Origin of the sequence: Nocardioides zhouii, assembly GCF_004137345.1 — a bacterium.
Taxonomy (GTDB): Bacteria; Actinomycetota; Actinomycetes; order Propionibacteriales; family Nocardioidaceae; genus Nocardioides; species Nocardioides zhouii.
In genome coordinates, this window is record NZ_SDWV01000025.1 from 13,802 (window position 1) to 37,866 (window position 24,065).

General features: G+C 72.0%; 20 protein-coding genes, 1 tRNA gene and 1 other RNA gene. 15 read left to right on the forward strand and 7 right to left on the reverse strand.

What is annotated here, in order from left to right; all coding sequences use genetic code 11:
- Nucleotides 1-2: 2 nt before the first annotated feature.
- The 3 genes from EUA94_RS19045 to EUA94_RS19055 all read right to left on the reverse strand — a co-directional run bounded on the left by EUA94_RS19045 (nucleotide 3) and on the right by EUA94_RS19055 (nucleotide 2,767).
- Nucleotides 3-1,319, reverse strand: a complete 1,317-nt coding sequence (locus EUA94_RS19045) for a hypothetical protein (protein WP_129428476.1) — start codon at nucleotides 1,317-1,319, stop codon at nucleotides 3-5.
- 70 nt (nucleotides 1,320-1,389) lie between these two features.
- Nucleotides 1,390-2,343, reverse strand: coding sequence for a hypothetical protein (locus tag EUA94_RS19050; RefSeq protein ID WP_129428477.1), 954 nt, complete (start codon nucleotides 2,341-2,343; stop codon nucleotides 1,390-1,392).
- A 1-nt stretch (nucleotide 2,344) separates the two neighbouring features.
- Nucleotides 2,345-2,767, reverse strand: a complete 423-nt coding sequence (locus tag EUA94_RS19055) for a hypothetical protein (RefSeq protein WP_129428478.1) — start codon at nucleotides 2,765-2,767, stop codon at nucleotides 2,345-2,347.
- A 160-nt stretch (nucleotides 2,768-2,927) separates the two neighbouring features.
- Here EUA94_RS19055 and EUA94_RS19060 point away from each other — a divergent pair, with 160 nt between their 5' ends.
- Entirely contained in the window at nucleotides 2,928-4,445 is a 1,518-nt protein-coding gene (locus EUA94_RS19060; RefSeq protein ID WP_129428479.1) for a potassium/proton antiporter, read from the forward strand.
- Nucleotides 4,446-4,463: 18 nt separating this feature from the next.
- Here the strand turns inward: EUA94_RS19060 and EUA94_RS19065 are convergent, their stop codons facing one another.
- Nucleotides 4,464-4,967, reverse strand: coding sequence for a LytR C-terminal domain-containing protein (locus EUA94_RS19065; protein ID WP_129428480.1), 504 nt, complete (start codon nucleotides 4,965-4,967; stop codon nucleotides 4,464-4,466).
- Nucleotides 4,968-4,974: 7 nt separating this feature from the next.
- Nucleotides 4,975-5,271 carry a type II toxin-antitoxin system VapB family antitoxin gene (locus EUA94_RS19070; RefSeq protein ID WP_129428481.1) on the reverse strand — a complete coding sequence of 99 codons (297 nt, stop codon included), beginning with the start codon at nucleotides 5,269-5,271 and terminating at the stop codon, nucleotides 4,975-4,977.
- A gap of 58 nt (nucleotides 5,272-5,329) precedes the next feature.
- Here EUA94_RS19070 and EUA94_RS19075 point away from each other — a divergent pair, with 58 nt between their 5' ends.
- A complete protein-coding gene (locus EUA94_RS19075; protein WP_129428482.1) occupies nucleotides 5,330-6,973 on the forward strand; it encodes a helicase HerA-like domain-containing protein in 1,644 nt (547 codons plus the stop codon).
- Nucleotides 6,974-6,986: 13 nt separating this feature from the next.
- Here EUA94_RS19075 and eccCa read toward each other — a convergent pair whose 3' ends face one another.
- A complete protein-coding gene (gene eccCa, locus EUA94_RS19080; RefSeq protein ID WP_242494993.1) occupies nucleotides 6,987-10,997 on the reverse strand; it encodes a type VII secretion protein EccCa in 4,011 nt (1,336 codons plus the stop codon).
- Between the two features lie 129 nt (nucleotides 10,998-11,126).
- Here eccCa and EUA94_RS19085 point away from each other — a divergent pair, with 129 nt between their 5' ends.
- From EUA94_RS19085 to EUA94_RS19120, 8 genes are all read left to right on the forward strand, one after another.
- Nucleotides 11,127-12,512 (forward strand): hypothetical protein, encoded by a 1,386-nt coding sequence (locus EUA94_RS19085; RefSeq protein WP_129428483.1) that lies wholly within the window; start codon nucleotides 11,127-11,129, stop codon nucleotides 12,510-12,512.
- A gap of 177 nt (nucleotides 12,513-12,689) precedes the next feature.
- A complete protein-coding gene (locus EUA94_RS19090) occupies nucleotides 12,690-13,001 on the forward strand; it encodes a WXG100 family type VII secretion target (RefSeq protein WP_165357045.1) in 312 nt (103 codons plus the stop codon).
- A gap of 34 nt (nucleotides 13,002-13,035) precedes the next feature.
- Nucleotides 13,036-13,326 carry a WXG100 family type VII secretion target gene (locus tag EUA94_RS19095; protein WP_165357047.1) on the forward strand — a complete coding sequence of 97 codons (291 nt, stop codon included), beginning with the start codon at nucleotides 13,036-13,038 and terminating at the stop codon, nucleotides 13,324-13,326.
- 122 nt (nucleotides 13,327-13,448) lie between these two features.
- Nucleotides 13,449-14,831, forward strand: coding sequence for a type VII secretion integral membrane protein EccD (gene eccD, locus EUA94_RS19100; RefSeq protein WP_129428486.1), 1,383 nt, complete (start codon nucleotides 13,449-13,451; stop codon nucleotides 14,829-14,831).
- A 3-nt stretch (nucleotides 14,832-14,834) separates the two neighbouring features.
- A complete protein-coding gene (locus EUA94_RS19105; protein WP_129428487.1) occupies nucleotides 14,835-16,259 on the forward strand; it encodes a type VII secretion protein EccB in 1,425 nt (474 codons plus the stop codon).
- Nucleotides 16,259-17,515, forward strand: a complete 1,257-nt coding sequence (locus EUA94_RS19110; protein WP_129428488.1) for a S8 family serine peptidase — start codon at nucleotides 16,259-16,261, stop codon at nucleotides 17,513-17,515. Before EUA94_RS19105 ends, EUA94_RS19110 begins: the two co-directional genes overlap by 1 nt.
- 34 nt (nucleotides 17,516-17,549) lie before the next feature.
- Nucleotides 17,550-18,614, forward strand: a complete 1,065-nt coding sequence (locus tag EUA94_RS19115; protein WP_129428489.1) for a sugar phosphate nucleotidyltransferase — start codon at nucleotides 17,550-17,552, stop codon at nucleotides 18,612-18,614.
- A 30-nt stretch (nucleotides 18,615-18,644) separates the two neighbouring features.
- Nucleotides 18,645-19,946, forward strand: coding sequence for a UDP-N-acetyl glucosamine 2-epimerase (locus tag EUA94_RS19120; protein ID WP_129428490.1), 1,302 nt, complete (start codon nucleotides 18,645-18,647; stop codon nucleotides 19,944-19,946).
- 67 nt (nucleotides 19,947-20,013) lie between these two features.
- Here EUA94_RS19120 and EUA94_RS19125 read toward each other — a convergent pair.
- A tRNA-Ser gene (locus EUA94_RS19125) sits at nucleotides 20,014-20,098 on the reverse strand.
- 94 nt (nucleotides 20,099-20,192) lie between these two features.
- On the opposite strand from EUA94_RS19125, the gene ffs reads away from it, so the two are divergent.
- The 5 genes from ffs (at nucleotide 20,193) to EUA94_RS19150 (ending at nucleotide 24,040) form a co-directional block, all read left to right on the forward strand.
- Nucleotides 20,193-20,282, forward strand: an RNA gene (ffs, locus tag EUA94_RS19130) — signal recognition particle sRNA small type.
- Nucleotides 20,283-20,338: 56 nt separating this feature from the next.
- The gene (locus EUA94_RS19135) at nucleotides 20,339-22,417 is read left to right on the forward strand and encodes a DNA polymerase III subunit gamma and tau (RefSeq protein ID WP_242494994.1); all 2,079 of its coding nucleotides are present in this window, start codon (nucleotides 20,339-20,341) and stop codon (nucleotides 22,415-22,417) included.
- A 62-nt stretch (nucleotides 22,418-22,479) separates the two neighbouring features.
- On the forward strand, nucleotides 22,480-22,854 hold the full coding sequence (locus tag EUA94_RS19140) for a YbaB/EbfC family nucleoid-associated protein (protein WP_129428491.1): 375 nt from the start codon (nucleotides 22,480-22,482) through the stop codon (nucleotides 22,852-22,854).
- A gap of 11 nt (nucleotides 22,855-22,865) precedes the next feature.
- A complete protein-coding gene (recR, locus tag EUA94_RS19145) occupies nucleotides 22,866-23,462 on the forward strand; it encodes a recombination mediator RecR (RefSeq protein WP_129428492.1) in 597 nt (198 codons plus the stop codon).
- Nucleotides 23,459-24,040, forward strand: a complete 582-nt coding sequence (locus EUA94_RS19150; RefSeq protein ID WP_129428493.1) for a DUF5063 domain-containing protein — start codon at nucleotides 23,459-23,461, stop codon at nucleotides 24,038-24,040. The genes recR and EUA94_RS19150 overlap by 4 nt, the downstream gene beginning before the upstream one ends.
- Nucleotides 24,041-24,065 lie beyond the last annotated feature (25 nt).

The window sequence follows — 24,065 nt, forward strand, 5'->3', positions numbered from 1 at the left end:
GCTCAGCCCGCGAGGTAGCCCAGGTCCTGCATGCGGGTGATCTCCGCGCGCAGCTCGGGGTGCTCGGCGCTGTCGGCAGCCTTGGCGCCGGTGACGTAGATGTCCGAGCCACCGGAGCTGCCGTCGAACACCACGGTCAGCCGGTTGGTCGTCGAGGCGTTGATCAGCGAGCCGAGGAGGGCGACCGGGTCCGACCGGTCCTCCAGCGACAGCACGCGGGTGGCGTCGGGGATCCGGGGCACCTGGGCCGAGGGGGCGCCGGCCGTGACGACCTGGTCGACGACGAAGCGCTCCGAGCTGGCCGCGGCCGCGATCTCCGCCGCCACGGTGCCACCGGCGGCGGACCCGACCAGCATGACGCGGGCGTCGTCCTCGGTGACGACCTTCTCGATCGCGCGCACGACCTGGGCGGCCGAGGTGGTCGGGTCCGCGCCGACGAGGCGCAGCCGGCCGGAGTCACCGCCGAGCGTCCCCGGGAGGTAGGCGATGTAGCGCCCGGTGCCGACGCGCTGCACGGAGATCCGGCGGTCCTCGGCGAGGAGGTTGGCCATCAGCTCCTCGAGCGAGCGGGGTGCCTGGCCCTCGGTGGAGGTGGCCTCCGCCTCGGGCACCTCGGCCTCGACGAACGATCCGGCCGAGTCCCTGAAGGCGAAGACCGCGTCGGTCGGGAACGGGTCGATGCCGATCGCCCGCAGCCCGCCGCGGGCCGCGTGGGCACCCTGGTCGGAGGCGAGGACGCCGGCGGTGAGGAGCGAGCGCATGTGGAGGCCGTCGAGCAGGCCGCCCCCGCCGGAGAGGTGCTCCATGAGGTCGGGGTTGTTCTCGGCGAGCTCGCTGAGGTAGGCCGTGACGCCGTCGCGGTCGAGCGCGTCGGTCTCGATGAGGCCGGCGCTGACGATCGCACCGCCGAGCGCGACCTCGGGGGCGAGGTAGCCGATGGCGCGGCCGGCGATGGAGCCGAGCGTCTTGTAGGCCGCCTGCTGGAGCTCGTCGATCCACCGGTAGGTCAGCACCGTGGCGCGTACGACGAGCGCGTCGGCGTCGAGCTCGACCGAGCGGGTCAGCAGGCCGTGCTTGCCCGTCGTGGCGCCGCGGACGTCCTCCTCGGCCAGGCCCCAGGTCGCGGGGGAGAGCTGACCGGAGTCGACGACGTCGTCGTCACCGAGGATGTCGGCACCGAGCCGGGCGCGGGTGCGCATCTCGTTGCCCGTGGAGTCGAACAGGTCGGCGAGCGCCAGCATCTGGTCGTACTTGTCGGCGGCCACGGAGGCGGAGGAGTCGGCGCTGTCGTGGGTGCGGGGGATGTCGAGGTCGCTCATGTCGGGGTCCCTGCGGCGTTGTCGGACGGGGGAGCGCAGCGGAGGAGGGAGAGAACGTCGTGGGGTGGCTTCATCGGTGGGTGACGTCCTCTCGGGTCGAGACCTGGGCCAGCACCGGGGCGAGCTCGGTCGGCAGGTCGTCCGGCTCGACGCGGCGTACGGAGACCCGCGCGCCGTCGTCGTGGTGGGGGGTGAGGGAGTGCCAGCCGTCGTTGAGCAGGACCCACGAGACCACGCCCACCGAGGACGTCGCGCCCTCGGAGACCTCGGCGGCCAGGATGCGCAGCCGCCCGCGGGTCTCGGAGTGGACGGCGGACAGGGCCGTGCCGGCCCCGGTCTCGCCGAGGGGTTCGCCGTCGGCGCGGACCGATCCCTCTGCCTGGGACAGGAGGACGGCCACCAGGTCGGAGCGGCCCGAGCGGATGGCCTCGCCCACTGCGTCGGCGAGGGCGTACGGCACGTCGAGGAGTGCCGGAACCTGGGAGGCGGACAGCGGCAGGTCCTCGGGCACCGCGGTGACGCGGCCCAGCTCCACGGTCCACTGGTCGACGGGGAACCACGCGATCTCGAAGACGATGCCGTCGCACGTGGACAGGCTCGCGACCGCGCCGCCGGACTGGCGGTGCCAGGCCTTCACCTGGGTGGAGCCCGCGGCGACGTCGAGGTCGAGGGCCAGCCGCGGTGTGGCGAGCAGACCGACCGCGCCGAGGAGTCCGGGATCGGCGCCCTCGTCGGTCACCAGTCCGCGTCGCCGAAGGGTGTCCTCGGGGTCGTTGAGCATGCCGATCGCCTCGGTGTAGGCCGAGTCCTCCGTGGACCCGCGGCTCGCCCCGAGCCGTCCGGTCAGTGAGCAGGTGCCGCTGGTCGCGCCCTCCGTGGGCTGGAGGTCGAACGGCAGCGGCGCGCCGCCGGCCAGGTCGGCGACGAGGCGCAGCTCGGGCAACGTCAGCGCAAGCCGTCGGGCCGTGCCGTCGAGGAACGTCGCCGGCGGGGCGGGAGGCGTGGTCAGGTCGATGGTCACCATGTCAGAGCCCCGGGAGGTCGACGGTCAGCCAGTCGCGGTGACCGGCGGGGGGAGGGTCGAACGCCAGCACGACGCCGTCGGCCTCGTCCGCGGTCGCTCCCGGAGCGGCCTCGCTCGTGCGCGTACGGGCGTCCTCGACGAGGGTCGTGGCCTTGCGTGAGCGGGTGTCGATGGCCTCCTTGAGGCGGTCGACCTCGACGAGGTGGCCGGCGAGCGACTCGGCCGCGGTGTCGTGCTGGGCGGCGGCGGCGCGGAGGTGGCCGGCACGCTCGCGGATGCGCTCGCGCATCGAGTCGGCGGCCTTGCCGTGCCACGGCACGGCCTCCGCCTGGGACACGAGACGGGCGGCGAGGGCCCGGATGTCGCCACCCTGCTCACGGAGCTCGGCCACGCGCTTGCGGCCGGTGGCAGTGTCGCCGTACATCGATCACACCCTTTCGTCCGTGGACGCCTACCCGCGCTGGCCGGTCTCAAACGTCGGTCGCGCCTGATTCTGGCCCCGGACGCGCTCATCGGCGCCCGGTGACCACGGATAGGATCGAGCCCCAGGCCAGCCCCGTCTCAGCCGATGGCACGAGGTGACCATGACATTCGACGTCCACCAGCTCGACGTGTTCGTGCTGGTCGGCGCGGTCGTGACGCTGGCGGCGATCCTCGCGGTGCGGGTGTCGGCGGGGGCCGGGCTGCCGTCGCTGCTCATCTACCTGCTCATCGGCGTGCTCCTCGGCGAGAGCGGACCCTTCGCGATCGCGTTCGACGACGCGCAGCTCGCGCACGCGCTGGGCTTCGGTGCGCTGGCGATCATCCTGGCCGAGGGTGGACTCACCACCGAGTGGCGCCAGATGCGCTCCAGCATCAGGCTGGGGTTGTCGCTGGCGACGCTGGGTGTGGCGGTGTCCGTCGCGGTCGTCGCGGTGGGGACCCACTACCTGCTGGGGCTGCCGTGGGAGCTGGCGATCCTGCTGGGGGCCATCTGCTCGCCGACCGACGCGGCCGCGGTGTTCTCGGTGCTGCGCGCGCTGCCCTTGCCCAAGCGGCTGACGGGGGCGCTCGAGGCGGAGTCCGGACTCAACGACGCCCCCACCGTGGTCCTGGTCGGCATCATCTCGACAGGGGCGGTCGGCACGTCCGGGGTCGTCGAGGTCGGCGGCATCATCGTCTTCGAGCTCGTGGTCGGCGGGTTGCTCGGCGTCGCGATCGGAGTTGCCGGCGCCTGGATCATGCGCCGGGCCGCGCTGCCGTCGTCCGGGCTCTACCCGCTCGCGGTCATGTGCCTGGCCTTCACGGCGTACGGCGTCGCGGCCGCCGTGCACGCGTCCGGCTTCGCCGCGATCTACGTCGCCGCGCTGATCCTCGGCAACAGCGAGCTGCCGCACCGGGTGGCGACCCGGTCGTTCGCCGAGGGGGTCGCCTGGCTGGCGCAGATCGGCCTGTTCGTCATGCTCGGCCTGCTCCTCTCGCCCAGCCGGATCGACGGCCACACGGTGGTGCAGGCGCTCGTGACCGGACTGGTGCTGACGATCGTCGCGCGGCCGCTGTCGGTGCTGGCGAGCAGCATCGTCCAGCCCATGGCGCTGCGCGAGCTGGGCTTCATCTCGTGGGCGGGCCTGCGCGGCGCCGTGCCGATCGTGCTCGCCACCATCCCGCTGGCCGAGGGCGTCGACGGGGCCGACGAGCTCTTCGACATCGTCTTCGTGATGGTCGTGATCTACACCTTGCTCACCGGTCCGACGCTGCCGTGGGTCGCGGAGCGGCTCCATGTCGCGCGGCGCAACGAGCCCCGCGGACTCGACGTCGAGGTCGCGCCGCTCGACCGGGTCGCGGCCGACCTGCTCCAGGTCACCATCGCGCCCACGTCGAAGATGCACGGCGTGGAGGTGGGGGAGCTGCGGCTGCCGCCTGGCTGCTCGGTCTCGCTGGTGATCCGCAGCGGCACGGTGCTGGTGCCGGAGAGACGTACGGTCCTGCGCGCGGGCGACGACCTGCTCGTCGTCACCCCGCGCAAGCAGCGCGAGGCGACCGAGGACCGGCTGCGCCAGGTGTCGCAGAACGGTCGGCTCGCCCAGTGGCTGGGCGACCCGTCACGCCCCGACCGCGACTGACCCTGGTCGGGCGCGGGCCTACTCGGAGCCGGTGGCCCGGCAGAAGGTCGCGGCCGACTCGGCGAGCACGGACTCGACCTGCTTGTTCTTGAGGGTCTTGAACTTGTCGCCGACCACGACCACGATCCCGTCGCCGAGCGGGTCGCCGGCGACGATCCTGGCCTGCTTGAACTGCTGCTGGACCAGGAGCACGGCCGGGTTGGTGGGCTCGGAGGACCAGATCTGCGTGCTGGCTGCCGGGAGGGGCGCGTCGCCCACGTCGCCCTCGACGAACCCGCGCTCGGCCAGCTGGGCCATGGTGGAGCTGGCCAGGCCGCTGCGGTCGCTTCCGTTGAAGACGCTGACGACGACCTGGTCGCGGCGCACCTCGCCGCCGGCGGCGACGTTGGTCGGCTCGCAGATCGCGACCGGTTCGTCCTCGGGGAGCGGCTCGGTCAGGGCGGCCCAGCCCCACACTGCCGCGGCGACGACGAGCATCGCGAGCACCGCGAGGGTGACGCCCGACTTGAGGGCCGCGGTCATGGGGTGCTCACTCCTCGGCCTTGTGGACGCGGGCGTGCAGGACGATGCGCTGCTGCAGCGCCGCGCGCAGCGCGCGGTGCAGGCCGTCCTCGAGGTAGAGATCGCCGCGCCACGACACGACGTGCGCGAAGAGGTCGCCGTAGAACGTGGAGTCCTCGTCGAGCAGGGTGTCGAGCTGCAAGGTGTCCTTGGTGGTCACCAGCTCGTCGAGCCGGACCTGGCGCGGCGGGAGGTCGGCCCACGTGCGCGAGGTCAGCCCGTGGTCGGGGTAGGGCCGGCCGACGCCCACCCGCTTGAAGATCACGCCGGTGATCATAACGACGCCCTCGTCGGGACTCCCCTTCGCTGACTACGCTCGTGGGATGACCGAGATCCCCGGGACCGAGCCGACGCCGACCGACCCCGCAGCCGCCGAGCCCGTCGCGCCGTCGGAGCCCGCGACCCCGACGGACCCGATCTCCACCGCCGTCGCGCCGGGCTACCGGTTCGAAGGACCGGCGCTCGAGCTGGGCGGCCTCATGCTCAACGCCGACGACCTCAGCGACGTACACATCAGGATCCCGCTCGGGATGCTCAACCGCCACGGCCTGGTTGCGGGCGCCACCGGCACCGGCAAGACCAAGACGCTCCAGCTGCTCGCCGAGCAGCTCAGCGCCAACGGCGTGCCGGTGTTCGCCGCCGACATCAAGGGCGACCTGTCCGGTCTCAGCCTCCCCGGCGAGCCGAGCGACAAGCTCACCGCCCGTACGGCGAGCGTCGGCCAGCAGTGGACGGCGACCGGCTTCCCGACGGAGTTCTACGCGATCGGCGGACAGGGGGTCGGCGTTCCCGTGCGGGTCACGATGACCGCCTTCGGCCCGACGCTCCTCGCCAAGGTGCTGGGGCTCAACGAGACCCAGGAGTCCTCGCTCGGGCTGGTCTTCTACTACTGCGACAAGCAGGGCCTGCCCCTCCTCGACCTGTCCGACCTGCGTGCCGTGCTGCAGTACCTCACCGGCGATGCTGCCGGGAAAGCCGAGCTCAAGACCATCGGCGGACTGTCACCGCAGACGGCCGGCGTCATCCTGCGCGAGCTGGTGTCGTTCGAGGCGCAGGGCGCCGACGTCTTCTTCGGCGAGCCGGAGTTCGAGACCAAGGACTTCCTGCGCACCACCGAGGACGGCCGCGGCATCATCAGCCTGCTCGAGCTGCCCAACCTCCAGGACCGGCCGGCGCTGTTCTCCACCTTCCTCATGTGGCTGCTGGCCGACCTCTTCCACGACCTGCCGGAGGAGGGCGACCTCGACAAGCCCAAGCTGGTCTTCTTCTTCGACGAGGCCCACCTGCTCTTCAACGACGCCTCCGACGCGTTCCTCGACCAGATCGCCCAGACCGTACGGCTCATCCGGTCCAAGGGCGTCGGCGTCTTCTTCGTCACCCAGTCGCCCACCGACGTGCCCGACGACGTGCTCGCGCAGCTCGGCTCGCGCGTGCAGCACCAGCTCCGCGCGCACACGCCCAACGACGCCAAGGCGCTCAGGGCGACCGTCAACACCTACCCCAACAGCGCGTACGACGACCTCGGCGAGGTCATCACGTCGCTGGGGATCGGCGAGGCGATCATCACCGTCATGAACGAGCGCGGCGCCCCGACCCCCGTCGCCTGGACCCGGCTGCGGGCACCCGAGTCACTGATGGACGCGGCCGACACCTCGGTGATGGAGGCGGCCGTCAAGGCCTCCCCGCTCGCGTCTAAGTACGCCGAGGGCATCGACCGCGAGTCCGCCCGCGAGCTGCTCGCCAAGAAGCTCGAGGAGGGCGCCCGCAAGGCCGCCGAGGACGCCCGCGTCCAGGAGATGGCCCGCGAGCAGAAGAACGAGCGCGTCACGAAGAAGTCGACGGAGAAGGCGGCCAAGGACGACGACGGGATCGTGATGGACGTCGTGAAGTCGACCGCGTTCAAGGACTTCATGCGCACCGCCGCCCGCGAGATCGCGCGGGGGATGTTCAACTCCGGTCGCCGCTGACGCTCGGCAGAGCTCACATGGTCGGGTCGAGCCAGGCCAGCTGGGCGGTCTGGGTGCCGCCGTCGCGGGTGATGACGCGGGCGCGGCCCTCCGGCGCGGGCTGGGGGCGCAGGTTGCCGATGAGGACGCCCTCGTCGCGCGGGCCCGAGAGCATGACGCCGGGCATGGCGAGGTCGCGCAGGGACTGGATGACCGGCTCGTAGAGCGCGCGGGAGGCACCACCCGTACGCCGGGCAACGACGACGTGGAGCCCGAGGTCGCGGGCCTGCGCCATCAGCGGCTGCAGGGACGAGACCGGTGACGACTGGGCGGTGGCGACCAGGTCGTAGTCGTCGACCACGACGTAGACCTCCGCACCGGTCCACCACGAGCGGCTGCGCAGCTGCTCGGGCGTCACGTCGGGGCCGGGGATCCGGCCCTCGAGGTACGACGCGATGTCCTTCAGCGTGGGCGTGGCCTGGGTGGCGGAGGTGAGGTAGTTGAGCAGGTACTCGTCCGGCACCTCGCCGAGCAGCGAGCGCCGGTAGTCCACCAGCACGATCTGCGCCTCCTTGGGAGTGCGCGTGCGCATGATCTCGTGGACGTATGCCCGCAGCAGGGCGCTCTTGCCCGACTGGCCGTCGCCGAAGATCAGCATGTGCGGCTCGGCGTCGACGTCGAGGCCGATGGGCGCGAGCTCCTTCTCGTTGATGCCGAGCAGGATCTGGCGCTCGGGGACCTTGCGGCGGATCGCGTCCTCGCGGACGGCCTCCAGCGTGACCTTCGCCGGCAGCAGCCGCAGCTTGGGCCCCTCGGGGCCCTTCCAGGCGGCGACCATCTGGTCGATCAGGTCGTCGACGCCGTCGCCGAGCGTGTCGGCGCTGCCGTCGCCGTCGATGCGCGGGAGGGCACCGAGGAAGTGCAGCTTCGACGGGATGAGACCGCGACCGGGCCGGCCGACCGGCACCAGTGCGGCGACCTTGCGGTCGACCTCGGAGTCGAGCGGGTCGCCGAGGCGCAGCTCGAGCTTGGACCCGAAGACGTCGCGCATCGCGGCGCGGTAGTCGGCCCAGCGGGTGGACGCGGTGACGATGTGGAGGCCGAACGTGAGGCCGCGGGCGGCCAGCTGCTGGATCTCCATCTCGAGGTCGTCGAACTCCGCGCGCAGCGTGCTCCACCCGTCGATGACGAGGAAGACGTCGCCCCAGCCGTCGTCGGCGCGACCCTGCGCGCGTCGCGAGCGGTAGGTCTCGATCGAGTCGATCCCGTTGGTGCGGAAGTAGGCCTCGCGCCGGTCGACGATGCCCTCGACCTCCGCCATCACGCGGCGTACGACGTCGGGCTCGGACCGCGTCGCGACACCGGAGACGTGCGGCAGCCGCGTCATCGGCGCGAAGGCGCCGCCGCCGAAGTCGAGGACGAAGAACTGCGACTCCGTCGGCGTCGTCACCAGCGCCATGCTCGTCACGATGCTGCGCAGGAGCGTGCTCTTGCCGGAGCGCGGGCCACCGACGACGGCGACGTGGCCGGCGGCGCCTGTGAGGTTCAGCGTCATCGTGTCGCGGCGCTGCTCGCGCGGACGGTCGACTGTGCCGAGAGGGATGACCAGGCCGGGGACCGAGCGCCACTGCTGCGACGTCAGGCCGAGCTCGGGGTGGGCGGCGAGGTCGGGCATGAGCTCGTCGAGGGTGTCGGGGACGTCGAGCGGCGGGAGCCAGACCTGGTGGGCCTCGGGTCCCTTGCCGATCATCCGGGTGACCGCGACGTCGAGCAGCGACGGCTGCTCGCCCTGCCCCTGCCGCTGCGGCTGCGGGGCCGCAACCTCGACGGGGTCGTCGCCGGTCGGCTCGAGCGCCTGCACCTCGGAGATCGTGAAGGGCAGGATCCCGCGGATGCCGCCGCCCTCGTCGCGGGTGACCCGGGCGCGGCTCGACGGCGGCCCGGAGACGTACGCCGCCTTGAACCGCAGCAGCGTGGACTGGTCGGGCTTGAGGTAGCCCAGGCCCGGGACGGCGGGGAGCTCGTACGCGTCCGGCACGCCGAGGACCGCGCGGGACTCGCCGGCGGAGAACGTACGGAGGCCCACGCGGTAGGACAGGTGCGACTCGAGGCCGCGGAGCCGGCCCTCCTCCAGTCGCTGCGAGGCGAGGAGGAGGTGGAGGCCGAGCGAGCGGCCGAGACGACCGATGGCGACGAAGAGGTCGATGAACTCGGGCTTGGCCGAGAGCATCTCGGAGAACTCGTCGACCACGATGAAGAGCGACGGCATCGGCTCGAGGGGCTCGCCGTTGGCGCGGGCCTTCTCGTAGTCGCGGACCGAGGCGTAGTTGCCGGCGTCGCGCAGCAGCTCCTGGCGGCGCGTCATCTCGCCGGACAGGGCGTCCTGCATGCGGTCGACGAGGGTGAGCTCGTTGGCCAGGTTGGTGATGACGGCCGAGACGTGCGGCATGTCGGCCATGCCGGCGAAGGTCGCGCCGCCCTTGAAGTCGACGAGCACGAGGTTGAGCTGCTCGGAGGAGTGCGTCATCACGAGGCCGAGCACGAGCGTACGGAGGAACTCCGACTTGCCCGAGCCGGTCGCGCCGATCACCAGGCCGTGCGGGCCCATGCCCTGCTGGGCCGACTCCTTGATGTCGAGGTGGATCAGGCCACCGGAGTCGCCGATGCCGATCGGCACGCGCAGCCGGTCGCGTACGGGGCGCGGGCGCCAGGCGGTGGCGGGGTCGTAGGTGAAGATGTCGCCGAGGCCGAGCAGGTCCATGTGGTCGGGCGTCGTCGAGGTGATGTCGACCGCCCCGCCGGCCGAGGACGACTCCGCGCTCGCGGTCTTCAGCGGCGCGATTCGGCGGGCGAAGGCCTCCGCCGTCGCGATGTCGCACTGGTCGGCGAGCGCCTTGATCGGCTCGCCGCGCAGCCGCAGCGCGCGCACTGGTCGCTTGCCGAGCTCGTCGGGCCCGCCGGCGAACTCGAGCCGGAGCCTCGTCGAGTCCTCGAGCTCGTCCCAGCGGGCGGGCAGGTCGAGGAGGGTGACGCCGTGGAGGCCGTCGGGCGGCACGATGTGGTTGCCCGGCGGCAGGTGCCCGCCGTCGATGACGAGCAGGATGTGCGGGGTCGCGGCGCGCTCGTCGGCGCCGAAGCGCGGGCGGTCGCTGAGGTCGGGCGGGAGCAGGTTGCCGAGGTCGTCGAGCGACGTCGACACCAGACGCATCGGGCCGACCGCGTCGGCCTCGCGCCCGCTCTGGGCGTGGGGGAGCCACTTCACCCAGTCCCAGTGGGTGAGGTTCTGCTCCGAGCTCAGCACCGCGACGATCAGCTGGTCGGGGTTCTGGAAGGCCGTGGCCGAGCAGATGATCGCCCGGGCCGTCGAGCGGACCTCCTCGGACTCGCCGCACAGCTCGATGCGGTCGAAGGCACGCAGATCGATCGACGCCGGCAGGTGCGGCTGGAGGCGGTGCACGACGAGCAGCCGGTGCAGGGCGGAGGCGGCGGCCGGGTCGACCTGGTCGACGGGCGCGCTCTCCGGCGGCACCAGCTCCAGCGACAACGGCTGCGAGCACAGGCCGTAGCGCACGTGGAGGAAGTTGTCGTCGGTGCCGGTGTGCTCCCACAGGCGGGTGCGGTCCTCGGCCAGCGAGGGCAGTGCCGACGGCTCGGGGTGGTGCCAGTTGAGGGCGCGGCGCTGCTGGTCGGCGGCCTCGCGCGCCACCTTGCGGATGTTGCTGAGGTAGCGCAGGTACTCCGTCCGCGAGCCCGTCACCTGCTGGGCCCGCTGCTTCCGCTGCCGGTCGATCTGGACGACGATGAAGCCGAGCGTGGCGAAGAGGAACATGCCGGCCGCCAGGAAGCTGCGACCCCGGTTGGCGCCACCGCCCATCGTCGCCACGAGCACGATCGAGCCGAGGCTGCCGAGCATCGGGATGGCGTTCATGAGGACGCCGCTCGCGCCCTCGCCCTCCTGCAGCTCCGGCGGCGGCTGCAGGACGATCTGGCCGCCCGGCATCTCCGGCTCGTCGAGCCGCTGGCCGCCCCGCAGTGTCGTGCTCACGTGTCCCCCGATGCCTCACCCGTTGACGTCGCGTCGATGATAGGTGCTCCGCTTCGGGTCGCCACTGCGACTACTCTCCAGCTGACAAGCGCTCGATGCACGCGAGGGGCGGACGTGAAGGGGGACACCGTGTCGGACGTCGTCTTGCCCGGCTCCGCCGACGCGACCATGGTGCTCAGCGTCCACGGCCAGGCCGGGGTGCTGGACCTCGTCGTCCCCGCCGGTGCGACCGCGGTCGACGTCGCCCGTGAGTACGCCAAGCAGGTCCAGTCGCAGGTGGCGGGCGCCGTGCCGGGCATCCCGCTCCTGCAGACCGCGCTGGGCGAGCGGCTCAACGCGAGCGTCCCGCTGGCCGAGGCCGGGGTGCAGCCGGGCGACGTGCTGGTCGCCACGAGCGGCGTGCACCGTCCCCGGAAGACGACGCTGCTCGACGCGGCCAAGAACGCGCCCGAGAGCCCGGCGCTCGCCTCGATGATCGCGACGGTGGGAGCCGGCGCTGCCGTGCTCGCCGCCTGGTACGCCGCTCGCGTGGGTGACGAGACCGTACGCACGGTCGCCGTCGGGATCCTGCTGGCGTGCGCGCTGGTCGGCGTGCTCCCTGTCGGGCGCCACACCCGGCAGCGGGTGGGCGCCGCTCCTGCGTTCGCCGCCGCGGCCGCCTTCGCCGCCCTGTACGAACCCGGCGTCCACCTGCTGCCGGCGGTCCTCGGCGCGGCCGGGATCTCCGCCGCGGTGGTGGCCGGCATCGGTCGCGCGCTCGCCGTGCGCAGCGACGAGACGAGCACGGTGTGGATCGCGAGCGGGCTCACCGTCTTCGCGTGCTGCGCCCTCCCGGCGATGCTGGGCTGGGACGCCCGGGTCGCGTGGACCCTCCTGGTCTTCCTGGCGATGATGGCCGCGCGCTTCGCGCCGTCGCTCGCCATCGACGTACCCGACGAGGCCCTGCTCGACCTCGACCGGCTGGCGGTCACGGCGTGGTCGGCGCGCGACAGCCAGCGGGGTGGGCGTCGCGGCCGCATCGTGGTCGGCGCCGAGGCGATGGAACGGCTCGTACGCCGCGCCTCGCGGATCGTCACCGGCGCCGCGGTCGCGATCATGGTGACCACGCTCGTGGCCAGCCCGCTCCTGCTGCACAGCGCGGACATCGACCTCGACCGGATCGGTGCGCGCTGCCTGGTCTTCTTCGCCGGCTGCTCGCTGCTGCTGGCCGCCCGGTCCTACCGGCATGCCGCCGCGCGGACCTTCCTCCGCCTCGCTGGCCTCGGCGCCCTGGCCTCGCTGGCCGTCCACCTGGCCGTCGGCGCGGGCGCCGCGCACCTCGACACCTTCTTCTACGTCGCCGTGGGTCTCGGGGTCGTCGCACTGGCCGCCGCGGTCGCGACCGGCCGCGGGTGGCGCTCGGTCTGGTGGTCGCGCCGTGCCGAGGTGGCGGAGTCGTTGTGCGGCAGCTTCGCCTTCGCCGCCGCGGTCGTGGCCGCGGGCGTCTTCCGACGCCTGTGGGAGATGACGTCGTAGTCCCCCATCTGATGACACCTCGGTGGATACATGTTTAGCCCCGATTTCGTCGGGTAGATGCACGTCAGCGCGGGGGGCCGGGACGTCTCCCCGAGCATCAGGTTCACCAGACAGTGGATCACCACCACACACAAGACACTCGGCCGGTTCGACCGCCCGGGGGAGAAGGAAACTTCCATGAGCGACATGTATGGCCAGACAGAGAAGGCCCTCTCCAAGGGCGCCGACTACGTCGACCAGGCCCGCGGTGACGTCAAGAACAAGTGTGGCGTCCTCTCCGGCAACATCCAGACCATGATGGCTGGATGGGGCGGCCAGGGTGCCTCCGCGTTCAACAACCTGATGATCTCCTGGGACCAGAAGCAGGAGACCATCCTCAAGGCCCTCGACCAGCTCTCCGCGTCGATGAAGGAGACGGAGCGCGACAACGTCTCGACCGACGAGAACCAGTCCGCCACCCACGCCAACCTCCAGGGCCGTCTCGGCTGACGCCGAGCCCCTACACAGACTTAGGAGATCGATGATGAGCTTCGACGGAATCAAGGTTCAGCACGGCCACCTCGACGCGGGTGCCGCCGACGTGATGAAGGCGGCCAAGGACATCGAGTCCCGCCTCGACCAGCTCGAGAACGAGCTCAACCCGCTGAAGGCGGACTGGAACGGTAACGCCAAGATGGCGTACGACCAGGCCAAGGCCAAGTGGGACCAGGCCATGCAGGAGATGACCCTCCTGCTGCAGCAGGCCAGCCAGGGCGTGGACTCGTCCAATGCCGAGTACAAAGCGGCCGACGCCCGCGGTGCCAACCGCTTCTGAGCGTCCACTGCTCGACCGAGGCCGGTCGTCCCTCCGGGGATGACCGGCCTCGGCCCATTTCCGGCGTCACCGTCGCCTAGGCTGACGCCGGCACGGTCAGGTTCGCTCAGGGGGAAATACATATGAGTCAGGGGTCCTCGGTCGCCTCGGGACTGGTCCGGGTCACCATCGCCTCGGGATCGCGGCGCGTCGACCTGGTGCTGCCGGGGTCGATCCCGGTCGCCGAGCTCGTGCCCGAGCTCGCCCGCTCCGTCGGCCTGCTCGACGCCTCCACGGTCTACGGCGGCTACCGCCTGGTGACGCAGGAGGGCCGGATCCTGGCCGACAACGCAGGCCTCACGATGCAGGGCATCGAGGACGGCGGCCTGCTGACCGTCACCGCCGGCGTCGACGACAAGGCGCCTCGTGTGTACGACGACGTGGTCGAGGCGATGGCCGACGTCGTGGAGAACGAGCTGCGGCCGTGGGAGCCCGCGGCGGGACGGCGTACGGCGCTCGGTGCCGGCAGCATCCTGCTCGGCCTCGGCGCCCTGGCCCTGCTGCTGCAGGGCGAGAGCCTGTTCGGTGGCGTCGCCGCCGCCGGGATCTCCGGCCTCCTCGTCGTCGGTGGGATCGTCCTTGCCCGCGCCCAGGGTGAGCCCGAGGCGGGCGTCGCGGTGGCGCTCCTCGCCGCCATGTACGCCGGTGTCGCCGGCCTGCTGCTCGCTCCGGGCGACCTGCCCGCCTGGCAGTGGCCGCTCGACGACGCCTTCTTCACAGACCCGCTGCTCTTCGCCGGGATCGGCATCCTCGCCATCGGCCTGGTCGCTGTCGTCGGCCTCCAGGACGGCCGTCCCCTGGTGATCCCGGCGATCGTCGTCGGTGCCGTGCTGGTCGCCAGCGCGGTGCTGATCCGCGTCGCCTCGCTCGAGCCCGGACCCGTCTTCACCGTGCTGATGACGCTGGTCGTGCTGGCCGGCAGCATCTTCCCGTGGCTTGCGCTGGGGGTCACCGGCACCAGCGTCGACCAGCTCTACTCCCTGCACGACATCACCGCAGACCCCGAGGAGATCGACCCCGACGAGGTGGCCGGCGACGCCCGGGTCGGCCACGAGATCCTGCTGGCGGTCTCCGCGACCGTCGGCACGCTGCTCGTCATCTTCGCCCCCTTCGCGGTGGACCGCGGCGTCTACGGCACCGTCCTCGCGGCGGTCTGCTGCCTCGCCGTCATGTTCCGCACCCGCCAGTACCGCACCGGCGCCGAGGTCCTGGCCGGCCTGACGTCCGGCATCCTCGGGCTGGTGTCGGTGGCCGTCTCCATGCTGCTGATCCACGACGGCTGGCGCGCCGGTGCCGCGATCGGCCTGGCCGCCGTCGGTGCCGTGCTGCTCGCCCTCACCCTCGTGCCGGCCTCCGCCTCCGTCCGCCGCGGCCGGATGGGCGACATCGTCGAGACGGTCACCCTGCTCGCGCTCCTGCCCCTGATGGTGCTCGCGGCCGGATTCGTCGCCGCTGTGGCGGGCTGATCGATGGCCACCAAGAAGGACCTGGTCGAGGCCCACGCCTTCAGCCGCCGCCGGCTGGTCACCGCGTTCGTCTCGGGTGCCCCCGGTGGCCGCGAGGTCGAGCCGGTGCGGCCGGGCCGCGTGCTCATCGGCGGCGTCGCCCTGTCCGTGCTGCTGCTGGCCGGTGCCGCGATCGCCGGCTTCCTGCTGGGTCGCCCGCCCGCGCAGTGGCTCGACGAGGGCAGCTTCGTCATCTCCAAGGACACCGGCGAGCAGTACGTCGTCATGGTGGGCGGTGACAACCCGCTGCTGCAGCGGGTGCCCAACTACGTCTCCGCCCAGCTGCTGCTGGGGGATGCCGAGCTGACTCCGTACACGGTCCGCGACAAGTACATCCGTACGGTGCAGCTCGGCGAGGACCTCGGCATCGAGGGCGCCCCGGCCGGACTCCCCAGCGCCGCCGAGCTCGTCGACGACGGCTGGACGGCGTGCACCGGCGACGGCCTGGGCATCAAGATCGCCGTGCAGGAGACCCCCGCGGTCGAGGACCTGGCCGCGTCGTCGTTCCTCGTCTCCAGCGGGGGCGCGCGGTGGCTGATCGCCACGGCGCCGTCGCTCGGCAGCCAGGAGGGGCGCGCCTACCGCTACCAGATGCCGGCCGACGAGACCCAGGCCTCCACGCTCGGGATCCGGCTCGACTTCGGCGCCACGCCCTTCGAGGTCGACGACGAGTGGCTCAACCTGTTCCCGGAGGGTGACCCCCTCGAGGCCTCATCGTTCGGGGTGACGCAGGACGGCCAGCCCGTGCCGTACGGCGACACCGCCCAGGACCTGTCCCGGTTCCAGATCGGCGACCTGCTCCGCTCTCCCGACGGCAACTACTTCCTGCTCGGTGACGAGGCCCCGCAGAACCTCGGCGACTTCGCCGCAGCGGTCTACGGCGTGGTGCACGGACAGGCCACCGAGATCCCCGAGGACCTGGCGGCGCAGTTCGACGACCCGGAGTACCCGGCCGAATGGCCCGCCGGCGTCCCGGCAGCGGTGACGGCGGGATCCCTGTGCGCCGTGCTCCACCCAGCGCCGGCGGTCGACGCCCGCGTCAGCCTGGCCACCAACCCGACCGGCGCCGCCGATCCCGGCGGGCCCGAGCCGATCGCCCCCGGCCGCCACGACGTCGACGTCGAGCCCAGCGCCGGCGCCTACGTGCTCGCCGGCTCGGACGAGGCTGCCGACGGCGGCACCCCGTACGTCGTCGACACGAAGGGCGAGAAGTACCTGCTCGGACCCGACGTGTCCACCTACATCGGCTACGAGGGCGTCGTACCTCCCCTGGTGCCGAGCACCTGGATGGGCTTCTTCGACCCGGGCGTCCCCCTGACGACCAACAGCGCGCGCAGGGTGCCGGAGGACGCACCCCCGCCGGACGACTCCGCAGAGGACGCCGGCTGATGAACCAGCTGCGTACGGCGCTCGCGGCCGGCGTGGTCGCGGCCGCGGTCGTGCCGGTGTGGGCCGCGCCGGCGAGCGCCGACCACGAGGCTCCCTGCTCGATCACCGAGGTGCCCGGATCCGAGCGGCTGGCCGACACGCACGAGAAGGACAACCCGGCGTACGACCGGATGCACGTGGAGCGGGCGCAGGAGCTCGCGACCGGCAAGGGCGTGAAGGTCGCCGTGATCGACAGCGGGATCGTGGGCGGCCAGGGAGCCGTGATCCCCTACGGCGGCGTCGCGATCCCGGGGGTCAACCCCAACACCCGCCTGTCGGGGCACGGCACGATCGTCGCCAACCTCATCGCCGGCCCGCACGGCGTCGCGCGGGACGCCCAGGTCTTCGACGTCAAGGTCTTCGACGTCGAAGGTGCCGACACGACGCAGGGGGAGCGACCGCTGACGTCGGCCGGGATGGTCGCGGGCATCGAGGAGGTGATCGCCGCCGACAAGCGCGAGGGCTTCGACGTGGTCAACCTCTCGCTGGCCGTGCCCGAGTCCGACCCGCGCCTCGAGGCCGCGGTCGCCCGGCTCGTCGCCCTCGACCTCGTCGTCGTCGCGTCCTCGGGCAACGTCGAGGAGGGTGACGCCTCCAGCGAGGACGGGTTCAAGGGCACCCCCGGCAACGACGCCGAGGTCTACCCGGCCGACTACCCGGGCGTGGTGGCGGTCAGCGCGACCCCGGCCGACGGCAGTGACCCGAGCCAGTACGTCAAGCCGAACCTCGACACCGACGTGGCGGCCCCGACGGCGGGCGCGATCTCGGTCAACGCGACCGGCCAGGTGTGCGTCGTCCCGCAGGTAGCGACGTCGTGGGCGGCAGCCGAGGTCAGCGGGATCCTGGCCCTGCTGCGTGAACGTTTCCCCCGGGAGACCCCGCGCCAGCTGGTGGCCCGGCTGCAGGCCACGACGGAGGGCGGCGGCGTACCCCCGGCGTCCGACGACGAGGGCGACGACGCGGCCGCCATGGCTGACCCGTGGACCGGTGCGGGAGTGGTCCAGGCCCACGACGCGCTGACGCGCGAGCTCGAGCCGGGGCGTCAGGGCAAGGTCGAGACGACCCTGCGCGAGGTCCGGGCCGACGCGCAGGCACCGCCCGCGCCCGAGCGGGTCGACCTGCTCGGCACCCCGCGCGCCATCCTGCTGTGGTCGGGACTGGTCGCCGGATCGCTGCTCGCGCTCGCCTTCATGCTGCGCCCGTTGTTGCGACGCTGAGCGGCCGCCACGGCCGCCATGATGGAATCGCCCCATGACTGACACCGCGGACGAGCCCGTCGCCGTCATCCTGGCCGGTGGCCAGGGGTCACGGCTGTGGCCGATCAGCCGCGACCGACGGCCCAAGCAGTTCCAGCCGGTCGTCCACGACCGCCCGCTGCTGACCGCGACGATCGAGCGGCTCAGCGAGATCGTCGACCCGTCCCGCATCCACGTCTCCACCCGGGCGCGCTTCGCCGAGGCCGCGCGGGCGACGCTGGGCCCGGTGCCGCCGGAGAACCTGATCCTCGAGGAGGACCCGGCTGGGCCGGCCACCGCCTTCGCACTGAGCATCGCGACACTGGCCCACCGCTACGGCAACGCACCGGCGCTGATCGCTCCGTCTGACCACCTCATCCTCGAGGAGGAGGCCTTCAACCAGGCCTCGCGCGACATGCTCGGCCAGCTCGTCGAGACCCCCGAGTCGATGGTGGTGCTCGGTGCGGAGCCCACCGGGTTCGACGGCAGCCTCGGCTACATCCACACCCAGGGCGAGGGTGGTCCCGTCGAGGTGATCACCAGCTTCTTCGAGAAGCCCGACCCGGCGACGATCGACGAGATCGGCGACGACGGCTCGCTCTACTGGAACACGGCCTGCTACGGCGTACGCGTCGAGAAGGCCTGCGACGCCTATCGCGCGGCCATGCCGCTCATCTTCGACAGCATCGAGCGCTTCGCCCGCGACCGGCCCGACGTCAACGGCTACCGCGGTGCGGCCATCGGCGGCCACGAGCTCTACCCGCTGATCGCGGCCGGGATGGAGTGCCTGGTCGTCCCGCGCCACCTCGGCTGGAGCGACATCGGCACCTGGAAGCGGCTCGAGCGCGTGCTCTCCGAGCAGCAGGCGGATTCCAGCCGTGCTCTCCAGCTCGACACCGACGACGTGCTCGTCGCCAGCATGGACGGGCGACCCGTCGTCACGCTCGGCGCATCCGGTCTGATCGTGGTCACCCACGAGGACGCGGTCTACGTCCTGGACAAGCAGAAGGCGCTGGACCCCGGCACGCTGGAGCACCTCCGTTCGCTGCTCGCGGCGAGCACCCGCGAAGATCTCCTCTGACCCGGCACCAGCTCGAACCCGAAGGAACCCATGTCCCACGAGAACAGCCAGCACATCGTCGTCGTCGGCACCAAGCCCGACATCATCAAGCAGGCGCCGATCTACCACGAGCTGCGTGAGCGGGGCCACGACGTGGTGCTGTGCCACACCGGCCAGCACTACGACCACAACCTGTCGCAGTCGATGCTCGACGAGTTCGGCGTGCGCGAGGACGTCAACCTCGAGGTGCGCGGCGGCGTCAACGACCTGGTCTCCGGCATCACGGCCAAGCTCGCTCTCTACCTGCGTGGCTTCGCCGAGCGCGGCGGCTTCCCGATCACGTACGTCCACGGCGACACCACCACCGCGATGGCCGGCGCGCTCGCCACCTTCGGCGAGCGCCAGGCGCTCGTGCACGTCGAGGCCGGCCTGCGCACGCTCTCGCCGAAGCCCGAGGTGCTGCAGGGCTGGCTCGACCAGGGCGCCGACCTCGACTGGGCGTCGTTCCGCGAGCAGTCGATCGACCGCACCAGCTGGTCCAAGGGCAGTCGCGAGCCGTCGCCCGAGCAGTTCAACACCCGCGTCGCCGACGCGGGCACCGACCTCCACGCCGCCCCGGTCGAGCTCAACCGGGAGTTCCTCATCGACGAGGGGTTTGCGCCCGCCGCGATCGACGTGGTCGGCAACTCGGTCGTCGACGCGCTCGCCCTGGCGATCGCCGGCAGCGACAAGAACCAGGTGCTGCAGAAGTTCCCGCAGATGGGTGACGGGTCGTTCCTGCGCTTCTGCGTGCACCGCCGCGAGAACACCACCAACCACTTCCGCTTCAACCTGCTGATGGACGCGATGGAGTCGCTGCTCGAGCAGGGCCACCACGTCCTCTTCATCCGCCTGCTCGGCACCGAGGCGGCCATCGACAACTTCGGGCGCCGCCAGTGGCTCGAGGACCTCGAGGCGAGGTACGGCGACGCGCTGATCTCGACGCCCGTGTGGGACAGCTACCTCGACGTCGTTGCCGCAATGGCCATGTGCGCGGTGATCGTGACCGACTCCGGCAGCATCGTGGAGGAGGCCAACGTCCTCGACGTGCCTTGCGTGACCCTGCGCTTCGGCTCCGACCGGTCCGAGACCTTCCTCGCCGGCAGCAACTTCCTCGCCCCGCCCATCGACAAGGCGTTGATGACCGCCGTCATCCACAACGTCTTCGAGCACCGCGGCGAGCTGTCGTGGGAGCGCGTCTACCCCGAGGGTGCCTCGCGGATGCTGGTCGATGCCGTCGAGCGGCGCCTCGACGAGGGCAGCCTGCTGATCTCCGAGGAGTGGCGCTACGGGCTCAAGGCCCAGCTGCGCTGACCGACGTACGCCCTGCACGACGAAGGCCCCGCGACCGTGTGAACGGTGCGGGGCCTTCGGTGTGCGGCGGAGGTAGGGGGATTCGAACCCCCGAGGGCGTTAACCCAACCCGCTTTCCAAGCGAGCGCCATAGGCCACTAGGCGATACCTCCGCCGAGGAGAGTACCGGTCCGCCCGGAGACGATGAAATCGCCCGCGGAGCCCTCGGTTTGGGGGCCGGATCGGCGCTCGCCTAGACTCCCCGGCAACCCCCCACGCGACGTCACCTCGCCGAATCCCCCAGGGCCGGAAGGCAGCAAGGGCACGTGAGCTCTGATGGGTGCGTGGGGGGCCTCTTCATGTCCGGTGACCGGCGGTGGTCGCTGTGGGTGCCCCCGGTTAGGGTTCACGACGTGGAGTCACCGCTCGCGCTCTATCGCCGCTACCGGCCCGAGACCTTCCAGGAGGTCATCGGGCAGGACCACGTGACCGAGCCGCTCCGCGCCGCGCTCGCGGCCAACCGCGTCAACCACGCCTATCTCTTCTCCGGGCCGCGCGGCTGCGGCAAGACCACCTCGGCCCGCATCCTCGCCCGCTCGCTCAACTGCGCGCAGGCGCCCGTGTCGGACCCCTGCGGCGAGTGCGACAGCTGCCGCGAGCTGGCCCGCGGCGGGCCCGGGTCGATCGACGTCATCGAGATCGACGCGGCGTCCCACGGCGGTGTGGACGACGCCCGCGACCTGCGCGAGAAGGCCTTCTTCGCGCCGGTGCGCGACAAGTACAAGGTCTACATCATCGACGAGGCCCACATGGTCACGACGCAGGGCTTCAACGCCCTGCTCAAGCTGGTCGAGGAGCCGCCGCCCCACCTGCGGTTCATCTTCGCCACGACCGAGCCCGACAAGGTGCTGCCGACGATCCGCTCGCGCACCCACCACTACCCCTTCCGGCTGATCCCGCCGCGCCTGCTGAGCGACTACCTGTCCCAGCTCGCGGGCGAGGAGGGCGTGGCCATCGAGCCGGCCGCGCTGCCCCTCGTCGTACGCGCCGGGGCGGGGTCCGCGCGCGACAGCCTGTCCGTGCTCGACCAGCTGCTCGGCGGTGCCGGTCCGGCCGGTGTGACCCACAAGCTCGCCACCGACCTGCTCGGCTTCACGCCCGACTCGCTCCTCGACGAGGTGGTCGAGGCGTTCGCCTCGCGCGACGGCGCCTCGGTCTTCTCGGTCGTCGACAAGGTCGTCGAGACCGGCCAGGACCCGCGCCGCTTCACCGAGGACCTGCTCCGCCGGCTGCGCGACCTCGTGATCGTCACGGCCGTGCCCGACGCCCCCGCCACCGGCCTGATCGACGTCCCGCAGGACGCGGGGGAGCGGCTGGTCGCGCAGGCCGCACGCTTCGGCGCCATCGAGCTGAGCCGGGCCGCCGACATCGTGGCCGCCGGGCTGACCGAGATGCGGGGTGCCACCGCGCCGCGTCTCCTGCTCGAGCTGCTCTGTGCCCGGGTGCTGCTGCCCGGGGCCGACCACTCCTCCGAGGGAGTGATGGCCCGCCTCGAGCGCCTCGAGCGACGAATGGACGTGACCGGCACGCCGGCTCCCGCCGCCGCGCCCGCTCGTCCCGCGCCGGAGCCCGTCGCGGCTCCAGTCCAGGAAGCTCCCGCGACCGTCGCGCCTGCTCACGACGAGCCCGCACCGCCGATCCCGACGCCGTCCCCCCGCCACGACGGTCCGCCGCCGCCGCCGCCCCCGCCGATGCCGACCTCCGTTCCCGAGCCGACGCCCGTGGTCGAGGACCCGGCCCCGGCCGCCGCGTCGACGTCCGGCGCGCCGGTCGCCGAGCAGCCGGCCGGTCCGCAGGGCGGCCTCAGCCTCGTCGACGTGCGCCGGCTGTGGCCCGACATCCTCGAGCAGACCAAGAACCGTCGCCGGCTCGCGTGGATGGTGCTCTCGCAGCACGCCCACGTCGTCGACGTCGACGCCACCCGGCTGACGATCGGCTTCGCCAACGCCGGAGCGCGCGACTCGTTCGTCAACGGCGGCTGCGACGAGATCCTGCGCCAGGCCTCGATCGACGTGGTCGGGATGGACTGGCGCGTGGAGTCGATCGTCGACCCCAGCGGCGCCGCCGCGCAGGCCCCGGTCGTACGCCAGTCGGCCACCGAATCGGCCGCTCCGGCCGGTGCCACCCCGGCGCAGTCGTCGCCCGACGGTCCGCCGGACTGGGTCACGGGCAGTGCAGCCCCGGCTGCCGAGGCCCCCAGCGGCGAACCAGTGCCGCCCCCGGCCGAGCCGCCCGTGTCGGCCGCTCCCGCCCGCGAGGCCCTCGAGGCCGCGCGGGCCGGCGGCGTGAGCGAGCCGAGCGCGCCGGTCCGCTCGGCCGATGACGACGTCGACCGCGACGACCCCGACGCCGAGTCGGCGGCCCTCGACACCGAGTCCCTGCTCAGCCAGACCCTCGGCGCGAAGCTGATCGAAGAGATCAAGAACGACTGACCGAGTTTCGGCCGACCACATTCGATGTGCCGCGACCCTTGCCCCTCTACCCGGGAGACCCGATGACCCAGAACCCGTTCGACGCCCTCGGCGGCGGCTTCGACATGAACGCCCTCCTCCAGCAGGCGCAGCAGATGCAGCAGCAGCTCGAGGAGGCCCAGGCCGCCCTCGCCAAGCAGACCGTCGACGGCACCGTCGCCGGCGGCGCGGTCACCGTCACGGCCAACGGCGTGGGCGAGCTCGTCGGCGTGACCATCCGCGCCGGTGAGTTCGACGGCACCGACCCCGACGACCTGTCGGACCTCTCCGACCTCATCGTCGCGGCCTACCGCGACGCGCGGGCCAAGTCCGAGGCGCTGGCCGGCGACTCGCTCGGCCCCCTGTCCGAGGGCCTGGGCGGTGCGGGCGGCGGCCTGGGCTTCCCCGGCCTGGGCTGAGGCGACACACCTTGTACGAAGGTGTCGTCCAGGACCTGATCGACGAGCTGGGCCGCCTGCCCGGCGTCGGTCCGAAGAGCGCCCAGCGCATCGCGTTCCACCTGCTGCAGGCCGAGCCGGTTGACGTACGCCGCCTCGCCGACGTCCTGATCGAGGTCAAGGCGAAGGTGAAGTTCTGCTCGGTCTGCTTCAACGTCAGCGAGGACGAGCAGTGCCGGATCTGCCGCGACGAGCGGCGCGACCCGAGCATCCTGTGCGTCGTCGAGGAGTACAAGGACGTCGTCGCCATCGAGCGCACCCGTGAGTTCCGCGGGCGCTACCACGTGCTCGGCGGCGCCATCTCGCCGATCGACGGCATTGGCCCCGACCAGCTCCACGTCAAGGAGCTGATGCCGCGCCTGGCCAACGGCGTCGTCACCGAAGTCATCCTCGCCACCGACCCCAACCTCGAGGGCGAGGCCACCGCGACCTATCTCACGCGACTGCTCCTCCCGATGGGGTTGCGCGTGACCCGCTTGGCGAGTGGACTGCCAGTGGGCGGTGACCTCGAGTACGCCGACGAGGTCACGCTCGGCCGTGCATTCGCCGGAAGGAGATCAGCAGAATGACCCAGTCCGACAACATCGCGTTCGAGGAGCAGATCGCCGACCAGGTGACGAGCTTCCTGCTCGCCCTGCGCGAGATTGCCCGCGAGGGCAACGGGTCGCAGGCCGTCTCGCTGCTGCTGCTGGAGATCAGCCAGGTGCTGCTGGCCGGCGCCCGGCTCGGCGCCCAGACCGACTTCGCCCCGCGCGAGGAGTTCCAGCCCGACGTCGGCCCGGAGGCCGACATCGACGAGCTGCGGCTGCGCCTCGCCGAGATGCTCGAGGGGGTCGACGTCTACACGTTCGTCTTCGATCCCTACGTGCCCGAGGTGGTCGAGAGCCGGCTCTCCGACGACCTGACGTCGATCGCGATCGACCTCGAGAACGGCCTGCGCCACTTCCGCGCCGGTGACGTCGACGAGGCGCTGTGGTGGTGGCAGTTCTCGTACGTCAACAACTGGGGCAACCTCGCCGGTGCGGCGCTCAACGCCCTGCTCACCGTCGTCGCGCACGACCGGTTCGACACCGACTTCGAGGAGAACGCCGAGGCGGTCGCCGTCGCCGATGAGATGCTGGAGAGCCCGCCGGCCGTCCAGTCGTAGAATCAAGGCTGTCAGCCGCACCCGA

Bases quoted from the DNA above. Each gene is read 5' to 3' on its own strand.
- EUA94_RS19045 (WP_129428476.1), bottom strand. From the start codon at position 1,319: ATGAGCGACCTCGACATCCCCCGCACCCACGACAGCGCCGACTCCTCC.
- EUA94_RS19050 (WP_129428477.1), bottom strand. From the start codon at position 2,343: ATGGTGACCATCGACCTGACCACGCCTCCCGCCCCGCCGGCGACGTTC.
- EUA94_RS19055 (WP_129428478.1), bottom strand. From the start codon at position 2,767: ATGTACGGCGACACTGCCACCGGCCGCAAGCGCGTGGCCGAGCTCCGT.
- EUA94_RS19060 (WP_129428479.1), top strand. From the start codon at position 2,928: ATGACATTCGACGTCCACCAGCTCGACGTGTTCGTGCTGGTCGGCGCG.
- EUA94_RS19065 (WP_129428480.1), bottom strand. From the start codon at position 4,967: ATGACCGCGGCCCTCAAGTCGGGCGTCACCCTCGCGGTGCTCGCGATG.
- EUA94_RS19075 (WP_129428482.1), top strand. From the start codon at position 5,330: ATGACCGAGATCCCCGGGACCGAGCCGACGCCGACCGACCCCGCAGCC.
- EUA94_RS19090 (WP_165357045.1), top strand. From the start codon at position 12,690: ATGAGCGACATGTATGGCCAGACAGAGAAGGCCCTCTCCAAGGGCGCC.
- EUA94_RS19095 (WP_165357047.1), top strand. From the start codon at position 13,036: ATGAGCTTCGACGGAATCAAGGTTCAGCACGGCCACCTCGACGCGGGT.
- eccD (WP_129428486.1), top strand. From the start codon at position 13,449: ATGAGTCAGGGGTCCTCGGTCGCCTCGGGACTGGTCCGGGTCACCATC.
- EUA94_RS19105 (WP_129428487.1), top strand. From the start codon at position 14,835: ATGGCCACCAAGAAGGACCTGGTCGAGGCCCACGCCTTCAGCCGCCGC.
- EUA94_RS19110 (WP_129428488.1), top strand. From the start codon at position 16,259: ATGAACCAGCTGCGTACGGCGCTCGCGGCCGGCGTGGTCGCGGCCGCG.
- EUA94_RS19115 (WP_129428489.1), top strand. From the start codon at position 17,550: ATGACTGACACCGCGGACGAGCCCGTCGCCGTCATCCTGGCCGGTGGC.
- EUA94_RS19120 (WP_129428490.1), top strand. From the start codon at position 18,645: ATGTCCCACGAGAACAGCCAGCACATCGTCGTCGTCGGCACCAAGCCC.
- EUA94_RS19140 (WP_129428491.1), top strand. From the start codon at position 22,480: ATGACCCAGAACCCGTTCGACGCCCTCGGCGGCGGCTTCGACATGAAC.
- EUA94_RS19150 (WP_129428493.1), top strand. From the start codon at position 23,459: ATGACCCAGTCCGACAACATCGCGTTCGAGGAGCAGATCGCCGACCAG.